This window comes from Pseudomonas sp. LBUM1673, assembly GCF_059695645.1.
Genome location: NZ_CP166780.1, coordinates 2,944,895 through 2,956,450 on the forward strand (window position 1 = coordinate 2,944,895; position 11,556 = coordinate 2,956,450).

The 11,556-nt window shown below is 57.2% G+C and carries 11 protein-coding genes; 7 read left to right on the forward strand and 4 right to left on the reverse strand.

Translation table 11 applies throughout. The features are described 5' to 3' along the window. Positions 1-13 precede the first annotated feature (13 nt). The gene (locus ACA044_RS13580; RefSeq protein WP_497446802.1) at positions 14-1,369 is read right to left on the reverse strand and encodes a hypothetical protein; all 1,356 of its coding nucleotides are present in this window, start codon (positions 1,367-1,369) and stop codon (positions 14-16) included. Between the two features lie 482 nt (positions 1,370-1,851). Here ACA044_RS13580 and ACA044_RS13585 point away from each other — a divergent pair, with 482 nt between their 5' ends. Further along, positions 1,852-2,346 (forward strand): hypothetical protein, encoded by a 495-nt coding sequence (locus ACA044_RS13585; RefSeq protein ID WP_497446803.1) that lies wholly within the window; start codon positions 1,852-1,854, stop codon positions 2,344-2,346. A 244-nt stretch (positions 2,347-2,590) separates the two neighbouring features. Beyond that, positions 2,591-3,262, forward strand: coding sequence for a DUF3313 domain-containing protein (locus tag ACA044_RS13590; RefSeq protein WP_497446804.1), 672 nt, complete (start codon positions 2,591-2,593; stop codon positions 3,260-3,262). A gap of 157 nt (positions 3,263-3,419) precedes the next feature. On the opposite strand, the gene ACA044_RS13595 is transcribed toward ACA044_RS13590, so the two are convergent. The 3 genes from ACA044_RS13595 to ACA044_RS13605 all read right to left on the reverse strand — a co-directional run bounded on the left by ACA044_RS13595 (position 3,420) and on the right by ACA044_RS13605 (position 5,079). Then, positions 3,420-3,578 carry a hypothetical protein gene (locus ACA044_RS13595; RefSeq protein ID WP_497446805.1) on the reverse strand — a complete coding sequence of 53 codons (159 nt, stop codon included), beginning with the start codon at positions 3,576-3,578 and terminating at the stop codon, positions 3,420-3,422. Between the two features lie 9 nt (positions 3,579-3,587). Beyond that, entirely contained in the window at positions 3,588-4,379 is a 792-nt protein-coding gene (locus tag ACA044_RS13600; RefSeq protein ID WP_497446806.1) for a hypothetical protein, read from the reverse strand. Positions 4,380-4,653: 274 nt separating this feature from the next. Continuing rightward, on the reverse strand, positions 4,654-5,079 hold the full coding sequence (locus ACA044_RS13605) for a YciI family protein (protein WP_497446807.1): 426 nt from the start codon (positions 5,077-5,079) through the stop codon (positions 4,654-4,656). A gap of 226 nt (positions 5,080-5,305) precedes the next feature. Between ACA044_RS13605 and ACA044_RS13610 the strand changes: the two genes are divergently transcribed. The 5 genes from ACA044_RS13610 to tpx all read left to right on the forward strand — a co-directional run bounded on the left by ACA044_RS13610 (position 5,306) and on the right by tpx (position 11,135). Further along, positions 5,306-7,900: a pyocin-S2/colicin E7-DNase domain-containing protein gene (locus ACA044_RS13610; protein WP_497446808.1), complete on the forward strand. Its 2,595-nt coding sequence runs from the start codon at positions 5,306-5,308 to the stop codon at positions 7,898-7,900. After that, positions 7,890-8,165, forward strand: coding sequence for a bacteriocin immunity protein (locus tag ACA044_RS13615; RefSeq protein ID WP_497446809.1), 276 nt, complete (start codon positions 7,890-7,892; stop codon positions 8,163-8,165). Before ACA044_RS13610 ends, ACA044_RS13615 begins: the two co-directional genes overlap by 11 nt. A gap of 107 nt (positions 8,166-8,272) precedes the next feature. Then, positions 8,273-9,841, forward strand: coding sequence for a bacteriocin immunity protein (locus ACA044_RS13620; protein WP_497446810.1), 1,569 nt, complete (start codon positions 8,273-8,275; stop codon positions 9,839-9,841). A gap of 56 nt (positions 9,842-9,897) precedes the next feature. Next, positions 9,898-10,341 carry an SRPBCC family protein gene (locus ACA044_RS13625; RefSeq protein WP_497446811.1) on the forward strand — a complete coding sequence of 148 codons (444 nt, stop codon included), beginning with the start codon at positions 9,898-9,900 and terminating at the stop codon, positions 10,339-10,341. A 293-nt stretch (positions 10,342-10,634) separates the two neighbouring features. Continuing rightward, on the forward strand, positions 10,635-11,135 hold the full coding sequence (gene tpx, locus ACA044_RS13630) for a thiol peroxidase (protein ID WP_497446812.1): 501 nt from the start codon (positions 10,635-10,637) through the stop codon (positions 11,133-11,135). The last annotated feature ends 421 nt before the right edge of the window (positions 11,136-11,556 follow it).

Sequence of the window (11,556 nt, forward strand, 5' to 3'; positions counted from 1 at the left end):
AGGTTGTCGCACGTTACTCGAGCAGTTGTTCCAGGCTTGGATCGCGGATCACTCGCTGCACCGGCTGCGGCGCCGCATTGCCGGACTGCATCGTCTTCAACTTCATGCTGGCAATTTTCGCACAAGCGTCGATGCCGTTCTCGTAGATCCCGCCCATGTAACACTTCCACTGATAGAAGTTCACCAGCCCGCCCGACATCTGGAGGCTGTAATCCGTGCTCTGGGTGCCCGGGGTGAACGGATGGCCTGCCGGGATGTTCTGGAACCACTTCATCCATTCAGGCGAACCCACCGCCACCGGTGGCGATTTTTTCTGGAACAGCGGATTCATGAGCGCCTTTTGCGGCGACTCGGCCGTCATGTGGCAGCTCTGGCAGGAGCTGTTGGGATTGTCCACAGGACCGGCGAGGCGACCGTTCCAGCCCAGGTGGGTCGGCGGCAGTTCCTTGGTATCGGCGTTGATGGCGGTCTGTTGCAGCGCCCTGTTGATTCTGGTGATGGTCGGTGTCGGGTTGGTGAAGTCATTGTCGGTGTCTTTCGGATCGTTGCCCCACATGATCCCCACCGGTACCAGGTTGTCCCAACCAGCCTTGTCGGTTTTGGCGCCGTTGTACTGGAAGGTGCCGAAGATCCAGCCGGTATTGCTCATGCGGGTATCACGTACGGCGATGTCCAGCTGGATCAGGGCGACTTCCTTCACATGGCGCTTGGCGGAAGTGAAGGTCTCGGTGATATAGCCCTGCCACAACACCGGGTTGACCAGAAACGGCACGGTGTTGCGGTCGATGTCGGCAAACAGTGCCTTGCACACGACCGTACCGTTGGCGAAGCTTTTGGGCTGTGAGGTGTAGCTCGGATCAGGGTTCTGTGGGTCTTTCCAGACCTGGCCGATGGTGTAGGCGCCGATGTCGTTGTAAATACCCACGGCGTAAGTCTGGCCGGTGGCGGTTTGCGTAGACGCCAGTTGCTGCTTCTGAATCTGCGCTTCCTTGGTCAAGCCATGAATGCCCTCACGCCCCAGTGGGCCATAGTGCTGCCACGGCATGTGATACCAATGACGAACCTTGTTTTTCTGAACGTCCCAATTGACGTCGACGTTACCTTCCAGACAATAGTTTTTCACTTCGTCCATGTAGGCACGCCAGGTTTCAAAATTATTGTCCTGCTTGGCCGGCAGCTTCTTGAAGAACGCCGGCAGCTCGCCTTTGGGCGGTGTGGTGGGATAACTCTGGCTGAGTACGAATTTGGCGCCGGTATAGCTGTCGGGTGGTGCGTAGCCATAGTCAGGGTAGGTTCCGGCCTGGGCTGCGACGCTGAACAAGGCGGCCGTCGCCGCGAATGCTGTGAGCTTTCCTTGGGGTTGATTCATCGATGATCTCCTTGATTGGGAAAACGCCTGGCATCGTTTGAGCTAATGCTCGTCGATGCGGGGCTTCCTTTATTCTTAGTCAGGGTCTCGGTCTGATCGCCGAGACTGGTTTCACGGGTGAACGGGGTATTGGGTGGTTTACCTCCTCGGCAGCGCCGGACGAATGCGTTCAATCCCCGCCGATTTGCGCGGAATGATAAAAAGAGAGGAAACGGAGGGTGAGCAGGGGATGCGAGGGATGTCGCTTATCGACTCCTGTCGATCGCTTGCCGTTCTTCCTTGCTATCAGGTGTAGGACATTTCCAGAAAAGTGCCATCCTTTTCATATCAACCCTTTTGCCCTGAAGAACAGGAGCCTCAGGACCACTCGTCACGTTCAGCTGCCGTGGCTTTGTAGCCGTTCGCACCTTTGCCGTACGCGAGCTGTCGGCATCTGCCATGATCGACTTCCGCAGCACCGCTTCAACCAAAGGAACACCGCAATGGACGACGTACAGCAACTGGGCGAGATGCTTCGCCACTATGCAGAAAGCGAAGCGCACAAGAAGCAACTGTTTGAGTCGCAATCGGCCGTGTGGGCGACGCGCATTGGTGAATTGTTCGATCAGATCCAGCAGTGGTTGGAACCGGTCCTGGTGCCGAGCCTGTTGGAGGTGAGCCGCGAAGCGTATGTCGCTTCCGGGCCGAGCGTTCCGGTCGAGACGTCGACGTTCAAGACCGAGAAGCTGAGTATCGTGATCGCAGGTAAACCGGTGGAATTCGTGCCGGACGTTATGGGTGTCGGCGGGCAGATTTCATTGGCGGTGATGGGCCTGACCGCGGCGCGCTATGGCAGCATTTCCCTGGTGTGTCTGCCACCGTCCAGCGCCTGGCAATGGCGCAAGACCAATGGTTTGAAAGACCCGGATACCTTTGCCTTCGATGCGAACTTCCTGGCGCAGCAGCTGCAGAGCCTGATTCCCCGCGAACGCGGCTGAAGCGTGTTTTTTGTGACCAACCCATAACCACTGTGGGAGCGGGCTTGCTCGCGAAGAGGCCATAACATCCAGCATCAATGTTGGATGTCAGTCCGCCTTCGCGAGCAAGCCCGCACACATTGCGTAGTAACTGGCGGCGAATTGCGCGTTGCTTGTGTTTTTTGATAACAATTTGCCGTTCATTGGCTATACCTGTAATTCCCGTAGGCAATATTGTTTTCGGCCTTCTGACAGGAGTTACAGCATGAAGCTTGCGTTAATGATGAGCACACTGTGCATCGCCTCTATCGGGGTGGTGGGTTGCTCCAGCAAAGTCGTTGAGCCGGACCAGTATTCCGGTTTTCTCAAGGACTACAGTCAGCTCAAGGAGGCCAAGTCGCCATCGGGCGCCGTGGTAATGCGCTGGATGGACCCCAAGCTCGATGTCAACAAATTCACCAGTGCCTACATCGAGCCGACTCAGATCTATCCCAAACCGCAACCGACGGTAAAAATCCCTCAGGCTACGCTGAACGGCATCACCAGCTACTACGATCAGGCGCTCAAACGCGAGCTGGGTAAATCCCTGCCATTGGCCAGCGGCCCCGGTCCTGGCGTGATGGTGGTGCGTGCGGCGATCACCTCTGTCACCAGCAAGACCGAAGGCCTCCAGCCTTATGAAGTGGTCCCGATCGCCCTGGTGGCGGCGGCAGTCAGTACAGCCAGCGGCATTCGCGACCAGGAAACCAATCTGGCCACCGAAGCAGTGTTCCTCGATGGCGGCAACAACAAAGTCGTGGCCCAGGTGGTACGCAAGGGTATCGGCAAACCGCTGGAAAACGCAGATCAGGTGATGAAGGCCGGTGATGTGAAAAACGTGATCGATGGCTGGGCGTCGGATCTGCATCAGTCGTATCTGAAGCTCAAGTCCAAGTAACGCGGCGGGGCTGAGGGCCTCTTCGCGAGCAAGCCCGCTCTCACACTGGATCTGTTTTGGTCACATATTCTGTGTACACCAGAGATCAAGTGTGGGTGCGGGCTTGCTCGCGAAAGCGGTCTTTGATCAGCATGGGGTTAGTCATAGACCTGGACATTCAGGGCAGCGGCATAGAGTTTGGCGATGGATTCGTGGTTGGCCGTTCGCCTCCCATCGCCACCTTGCCGATTTGCGTATCCAGACCCTGAGCCCCCACACCGCAGCTGGCGAACAGGGTCATCAGGCTGAAAACGGCGGCACGAATTGCACTCTGCATAAAAAATCCTCATTGATCGAAGGTGACGTTGAGCCCGACGAACAGGGTGAATTGCGGCAGGCCATCGCCCTTTCGCTCCACGGTCCACTGAGGTTCGACGAATGCGTTGAGAATATTGGCCCCGGATTTCCAGACCTTGCCGCCACCCAAGCCGATGGGGATGTAATGGGTGTCGTTTTTCAGGTCGAAGGTCCAGGTGCCGGTCGAGCGCAGATACCAGCCCTTGGGCAGGTTATGAATGAGGAACGGTTGAAAAGTCGCTGTTTCGACGTGGGCGCGATCATGGTCGCCGGCGAAGGAGCGCTGGTACTGCACTTGTGCGCCGAGCAAGCCGCGAGGTGAGGCGTCGATGGCTACGGCAGTCAGGCCTGCTTGCCATTTGCCGGTACCGAGTTCGTCCTGATCGGCGGTTGGCGCTGTGATCTGCGGGCCGATGCCCAGTTGCATGCCGTCGGTCTTGAGCAGGAAAATATCGACCAGGTTCAGATCGCCTTCACCGGTGCTGTAGCCTCCGTTCGGATCGGGGTGAGTGCTGATCGGCGCGGTGGCGCGCAACAACTGCGGGACCCCGATGTAAGCGTTGGGCGCAATCGGCAGCGTGCCGCGCACCAGCAGGTCGTTGGTATGGACATGGGTGTCGTAGTACTTCGGGGTGTAATAGTCCTGCAGGTTCATCCCCGGTGCCAGGTTCAGCGGGTTGTTACTTTTGTTGGCGGTGTCGGCGTTATCGGCCAGCACACACGCTACAGGCGTGAACCCTGCCGCGAGCAACAAGGCGTGCATCCCCATTTTTATCGACATGATTCCCCCGGTTCCTCGGTGGCTCATTGGACGATTCGGCACTTGGCGGCCGTTGCGGCGTAATCTCTTTCCTATCAAACCTGTAGGACATGTCACTTGAACTTAGCAGCTAAGTACGGGTTATCCAGTCGATTGGATTGATTCCTCGGATTTTGTCTACGGGTTATCTGTGGCGAGGGAGCTTGCCCTGACAGGCCATTTCAGCAGCGACGCATTTCTTGTAGCAGCTGCCGAAGGCTGCTACAGATTGCATTACGGCTTAACTGACTGGCCTTCAGTGCTTCTTCGCCTGTGCACGCACTCGTTCTTCCTGCTCCCGCAGTTGCGGTGTGAACTCGGCCCCGAAGTCTTCGGCTTCGTACACCTGGCGAATCTCGATTTCGGCTTCGGTGCCCGGCATTGGGTTGGGGCAGCGCTTGACCCACTCGACCGCTTCCTGTTTCGACTTTACCTGCCACAACCAATAGCCGGCGATCAGCTCCTTGGTTTCGGCGAACGGGCCGTCGATCACCGTGAGCTGGTCACCCGAAAAACGCACGCGGGCGCCTTTACTGCTGGGCTGCAGGCCGTCGCAATCGATGAGGATACCGGCCTTGGCCAGTTCCTCGTTGAAATTGCCCATCGCGGTCATCAGTTCTTCGCTGGGCATTACACCGGCCTCGGAATCCGGGCTGGCTTTCACAATGATCATGAATCGCATGGTCTTGTCTCCGCTGGATTTGAGTGACTCACTGTCTAGTCGAATGGCGGTCGCCTGAATCGACACTACCTCTAACGAAAGACCGCAAAAGGAGCGGATCTGTTACCTGTGTGGGTGATTCATATCCTCAAATAGCACCTCGATTTAAATCCACACCGATAACCATGTACCGCACCTGACCACCGCCCCATCGACATGCTGTGCCCTACAGACAAGGAGTGACTGTATGGCACAAAACACATTGAACGATGGATCTTCAGGGAGCGTGGTCATCAGATCGGGACCGCCCGCTTCGAGTGGCGGCTCTGGCGGCGGTTTTGGTGGCGGCGGAGGGGTTTCAGGCGGATTCGGTAAAACCAGTAAGAAAAGGCAAAAGGCCCGCAGGCGGGCCCTAGAAGCGGATCGTCAGAAAAAGGAAAAAGAGCGTGCGCAGGCCGAGGCCAAAGCGCAAGCCGAGGCGGCTCAAGCACAGGCAGCCGCCGCGCAGGCTCAGGAACAGGCCCGCGTCCATGCTCTTCACCAGTTTCTGGCGGGGCTGGCGCAGCGTCATGACGCTATCAGAGCCGAGGTGGACCGTCGTTTTGCCGACAAGGCCGGGCAACTCGCGCCATCCCTTGAACACGAGATATCGGCTGCGCGACGGCCGCCCACCACGGGCTCGGGCGAACGCTGGCAGCTTTACCTGATAACCAAAGAAAAAAGCGAAATCGATGGGCTCATCGCCCGCAAAACCACCGAGCTAAATGCCAGGAACGCGGTCGCTCGCTCGTTCGATGGACACGATCCATTCACCCGCACTTCGAACGATTACCTGACGCGACTGGGGCAGTTCGGCCAGGCACTCAACGACGGCCACCAGATCTGGGAAAACGCCTACAACGCTGCCCATGAAGCGCGGTTGCTATCTACACAGATACGCGTACTCACTGATAAGTCCAACGCGCTGGCCAGGCGTCATGCCGAGCAGACTATTGTCTGGCGCGAAAGGGAAGCTGTCTGGGAGGCCCAGCGTCAGTACGCCGAGCAGCGTGAAGCTCGAGTTCGCTTCAAGCAGCAAGCTGATGAAGATATACGGGTTGAGCGGGTCAGGCAGGCCAACACACTGACGGTCCCGGTGTCTTCGCTGATGGCTGGCGGAATGGCTTTGACCCGCGATGGCGTATTCGTTGCGCAGCAAGCCGCCGCAGTGCTTGAGACGGCTGTCCAGTCTGCCGTCAATACCCTCATCGATTTCGGGCAGATTGCCGCAAAAACGGGGCCGGTGTTCGTCACCGCGATGGTGTACTCGCCAACCCTTGGCAATGGTGAGTTGAGCGCTGAGCAACGTCGGCGTTTGTTTCAGGCTGTCGCTATTCCTGCGCACGCGATGGGGCTGTCCGACAGTCGAGCACTGCAATCGATTGCTGATGCCGGTGGCTCGATGGACGTGGCGCACCGGCTCAAACCCGAAGCCGTGCCGGAAGGCACCGCGATCATCTCTGTCACTACGGGCGATGAGATTGATGCCAATGTGCCGGTCATCAACGCAGTGCTCGATCCGCTGACCGGGCTCTACAACGCACAGATCCCCGGATTCCCGACCAGGCACTTGCAATTCACACCGGACGCTACCGCTCAGGCTGCCACTACGAGCGAGACCCGGTTGGCGGTGATGACGCCGCAGATCCAGGACATCCCCGAGGGCGTCGATCTGCGCATTCAGGACTGCATTGTGTGCGTACCTGGCCTGCCGCCGACTTACGTGTCCTTCAACCTGCCGCCCATGGGCTCGGGCATCGTCACCGGGCGTGGTGAACCGGCCACTGCCGACTGGTGGAAAACGGCCAGCCAAGTGACGGGCGCAGCCATTGCGACGCAGATCGGCGACCAGTTTCGAGGTCGCGAAATCAACTCGTTCGGGGCTTTTGACGAAACGCTTTGGCGAACGCTGGGCGAGCACCCGGTGCTCACTGTCCAGTTCGATGAGGTGAACAAAAAGCGCATCGAACAGGGCTTCGCGCCCTATGCGCCGAAAAGCACTTGGGTCGGTGAACGACGTGAATTCGAACTGCGTTATCAAGAGTACGCAGAGCTCGGTGAAAACCCCTTCAACCTCGACCAAATCAGCATCACTACGCCGCAAAGCACCCACGGACAGTTGGGAATCCCCCCTGCGGTTCTGCCTTGGCCAATTCGCCCCGTTGGCGTTGGAACCTGGACACCTCTCGTTCCGTCGGGCATCGAACACCTCGGTCCTACAACCTCACCGATTTCACCGTCGATTCCAGCGGTTTATCCCGGCACACCGACCATCCCGGTCCTACCGCAAAACGAGACGTTTCCGGCTGTTGACGAAGGGCTGATCGGTGCCAATATTCCTGGGTACCCGGCGGACATGGAATTGCCTTCGTCGGATGTTCTGTTTCGGGATCGTCGCGATGATTCGGGTGTGGCGTTGGGGTTTGGGGAGCCGGTATCAGGCGTATGGCTAGGCGATGCTGCACGAACGGACGGTGCGCCGATTCCCGAGCAGATTGCGGATCAGTTGCGGTGGATGGAGTTTCGTAATTTTCATGGGTTCAGGCGGGCGTTTTGGAAGGCTGTTGCGGTGGATGTGGGATTGAGTCAGCAGTTTAGTGTTCACAATTTGAACAGAATGCGCGAGGGGCTCTCTCCGTACCCTACGTTATCTGACCAAAGCGGCGGACGTAAAACGTTCGAACTTCATCATGATGTTGAAGTTTCAAGTGGGGGCGAAGTTTATGGCATGGATAATATTTCAGTAATGACGCCACGGCGACATATTCAGCTACATAAGGAAAGAAAAAATCATGATCTTTAAAGAGAAATTCGAGGATTACACTGAAGAAGAATTTTTGTCTTTTTTGAGAGAGTTTAGCCATTATCCCAGTGGCTTGGAGGGTAGTGAGTTGGAGGCATACCTGGATCGACTTCTGACGCATTTTGAACTTGTTACCGAACATCCAGGCCGTTCAGACGTCATCTTCTACCCAAAAGAAGGCCAAGAAGACAGCCCAGAGGGCATCCTGAAAGAAGTCAAAGCATGGCGCGCACTCAATAACAAACCCGGCTTCAAGCCAGAGTAACTGCACTGATTAAAGCGCAAACAATTCACACGCATCTGCTCATCACAATATGAGCAGGTGCCGTTATCTGGCGGCCGTTGTGTGCCAGAAACAAGGAAGCAATAAAGATGGAACTAAAAACAACACTCAAGGATTACACCGAGCCCGAATTCCAGGCGCTGGTCGACAGAATCTGGGCCGTCGATCTGCCGAAACAGGACCATAACCGGCTAATCAATCATTTCGACCGCATCGTCGGTCACCCCAAAGGGGCAGACCTGCTGTTTTATCCGCCAGAGGACGATACGGACATCTATTCGTCGGGCTCGGTCGTGTACTACGTCAAAGACTGGCACCACAAACAGGGCCGTGCTGCGTTCAAGGGAGAGGGCGTTCCTGTTCCACGTCCAGTTGTTGCAAGGCCCGGAGCACCGTTGACCCCGGCGCAGGTGACGCAGCAGCGTATTGCCCAAAATCTGGCTGACGTACAAAAAGTCGCCGTCGATCTGGCTGCCTCAGAGCGGGCGGCAGAAGCGGCACTCAGTGTTTTCGAGCAACGGATCAAACACCTGCGTCAACGACAGAGCGAACATGTGGACATCCCTGGGCGTGAGGCGGACATCCGCGCTCTGGAAGCTTCTGAATTTGAAACGCGCCTGGCTGCCCACCGGTACGAATTCTGGAAAATGAGCATAGGCTTCAAAAGAGATAGTGCCCGGCGCGACCTATCTTATGCCCGGTCCGAGCACGCGCAATGGCATAGTATCGCCCAGCAGATAAACGCCACTTACGACCGCTATCTGGCGAAGTTGAATGAGATCAATCAACGTCTCCAGCGCTTTCAAGTGGACGCCGAAGCACTGCTGGTGGTCGCGCAAACACAACTCGTTGATCAGCGTTATCAGCAGGGAACAGGGCCGACTCAGGCGTCCGGGCTGCTTTTTGCACCGCTTGCCTTTGCCAATGCGCGACCGGGTATTTTCCTCGATGGCGGCCTTTCGCAACCGTTGGAGACCCATCGGGGCGCACTGCAAAAAGCCATACGTTCGGCGGTGGCGGAGTTTACCTGGCAGATCACCTCGGGAGCCCAAGACCATCAAGGCCAATACGCAGCCGTGCTGCAATTCGATTTCTCCAGTCGGGCCGAAGTGGAGAGGTATGGGCTCAGCGTTCCTCTGCTCGAGTTGCTGCCGATCGAGGGCCAGGATTGGCAAGGCCTGGCCGCGACGGGGGCCGAAGTCGATCTTCCGTTCAGGATGAACAGCGGCACGTACGCCGTTCCACCGGGGACGATGTCCCGAGGCCTGAGAGAAATAAGCACGTTGCTACAAGTGGCCATTACGCCAACGAATGGCAACGCACTGTCGTCCAGGGTGAGGGTGCGAGCCGCCATCTGGAATGAGCAACTGAAGACCTACTGCTTCACCGCTGACGGGCCGGTCCCGGTGATTGTGAGTTGGAGTGCGCCAGCTACCCTTGAAGCCATCTCGACGCTGGCGCCAGCCCCCGAATATCGGTTGGGATTCCTCCGGTCTTTGCCTGTGCCTGTGTTGGAGTCCTTCAGCGATATGGCTGCGATTCGTTTCGATGACTATGTCGTTGTCTTCCCGCCAGCGTCTGGTCTGGACCCGCTTTACATCATGTTCAGAGACCGGCGCGAATATCCCGAAATGACCGTTGCTGAAGCTAAGTCCTAGCGCGACTTTGTTCTAGCGCAGCTGCCATCCCGCCAAACAAAGGAATGTTTCCGTCTATGCCTGTTCTGGAACTCACCACTCTGATCCCCAACCGTACGCCTGAGCTAGTCCTCGACTTTTGCCTGGAAGGTCTCAACTTCCCGAAGATCTTTCCGGAGCGGGTCACACTATTGAGCGATCTCGACTTGAGTAACCTGCGCATTGAGGCCGGGCGGGAGTTTCGCTTTCGACACTGGATGTTCAACGTGATCCCGTCGAACTGGACAGTGGTGATCCGTGAGGTTGGCGAGCACCATTTCATCGACGAAATGCTCAAGGGGCCGCTGCGTGCCTTTCGTCATGAACATCGGGTCGCGGCGGGTGAGGGCGGTACGCTGTACACCGATCGGGTGACCTATGCGGCCGTTGGTGGCGCTTTGAGTGAAGGGCTGCTGGTGAATGCCTACATGCGGCGGATTTTCGCGGCGCGGCACCGCAATATGTTGCGTTTGCTGGGGTAGCAATCCTGCTGGGGGCGGGCTTGTGTGGCGAGGGAGCTTGCTCCCGCTGGGTCGCGAAGCGGCCCCAAAAGCTTTGCGACTGCTGCGCAGTCGAGCGGGAGCAAGCTCCCTCGCCACACAAGCCCGACCCCACAGGGTTATGCAGTGTTTGTAAGTTTTGTTGAAACGCTTGTATCCAGTTTTGTGCGAAGACACATCACAATTTGTATCTGACCATAGGTCGTCAGGCAATTTCGTGGTTAACTTCGGCCTCGTCAAAATTCTCTACATCAACGTTCAGAAGGACTCCGTTCATGGCTCAAGTCACTCTTAAAGGCAACCCGGTTCAAGTCAACGGCCAACTGCCACAAGCCGGTTCCAAGGCGCCAGCCTTTTCCCTGGTTGCCGGCAATCTGTCCGACGTGACCCTGGCGAGCTTCGCCGGCAAGCGCAAAGTGCTGAACATCTTCCCAAGCATCGACACTCCGACCTGCGCCACCTCCGTGCGCAAGTTCAATGCCCAGGCCAGTGACATCGCCAACACCGTCGTGCTGTGCATCTCCGCTGACCTGCCGTTCGCTCAAGCCCGCTTCTGCGGCGCCGAAGGCCTGGAAAACGTGCAGAACCTGTCGACCCTGCGCGGTGCCGAGTTCATCGAGAACTACGGCGTGGCCATCGCTGACGGCCCGCTCAAAGGCCTGACGGCCCGTGCCGTTGTGGTTCTGGACGAAAACGACAAAGTGCTGCACAGCGAACTGGTCAAGGAAATCGCTGAAGAACCGAACTACGACGCAGCACTCGCCGTTCTGAAATAAGCGAAGTATTACAATTGTTAACGGCCTAGGGGGCGTTCTCAGTTAATTACCCCGCTGCGGCGGGGTAATTAATTGTTAACGCTCCCTCTGTCCACAATGCTGTTCTAAGCCGTGATGCGCTCTGTAGCAGCTGGCGAAGCCTGCGTTCGGCTGCGAAGCAGTCGTATGATCAGTCATTGCGGTGCGTCAGGTACACCACGGCAGCCGGACTCACGACTGCTGCGCAGCCGAACGCAGCCTTCGGCAGCTGCTACAAAAAATGCGTTGCGGCTGAAATTGCTTAAGTGAACAGCATTGCCTTCTGTCCAGGCCGTTTTCATTTGTGCTTCAGTGTCTTAGCCAAACCTCCTGTTACGTAAGCCGAAGGTAAATTGCCGGTAAAGGCGCTTTGCTTAATACCCGCCAGTGCTTATCGTTCAGC

Coding starts and splice junctions, on each gene's coding strand:
- ACA044_RS13580 (WP_497446802.1), bottom strand. CDS start 1,369: ATGAATCAACCCCAAGGAAAGCTCACAGCATTCGCGGCGACGGCCGCC.
- ACA044_RS13585 (WP_497446803.1), top strand. CDS start 1,852: ATGGACGACGTACAGCAACTGGGCGAGATGCTTCGCCACTATGCAGAA.
- ACA044_RS13590 (WP_497446804.1), top strand. CDS start 2,591: ATGAAGCTTGCGTTAATGATGAGCACACTGTGCATCGCCTCTATCGGG.
- ACA044_RS13595 (WP_497446805.1), bottom strand. CDS start 3,578: ATGCAGAGTGCAATTCGTGCCGCCGTTTTCAGCCTGATGACCCTGTTC.
- ACA044_RS13600 (WP_497446806.1), bottom strand. CDS start 4,379: ATGTCGATAAAAATGGGGATGCACGCCTTGTTGCTCGCGGCAGGGTTC.
- ACA044_RS13605 (WP_497446807.1), bottom strand. CDS start 5,079: ATGCGATTCATGATCATTGTGAAAGCCAGCCCGGATTCCGAGGCCGGT.
- ACA044_RS13610 (WP_497446808.1), top strand. CDS start 5,306: ATGGCACAAAACACATTGAACGATGGATCTTCAGGGAGCGTGGTCATC.
- ACA044_RS13615 (WP_497446809.1), top strand. CDS start 7,890: ATGATCTTTAAAGAGAAATTCGAGGATTACACTGAAGAAGAATTTTTG.
- ACA044_RS13620 (WP_497446810.1), top strand. CDS start 8,273: ATGGAACTAAAAACAACACTCAAGGATTACACCGAGCCCGAATTCCAG.
- ACA044_RS13625 (WP_497446811.1), top strand. CDS start 9,898: ATGCCTGTTCTGGAACTCACCACTCTGATCCCCAACCGTACGCCTGAG.
- tpx (WP_497446812.1), top strand. CDS start 10,635: ATGGCTCAAGTCACTCTTAAAGGCAACCCGGTTCAAGTCAACGGCCAA.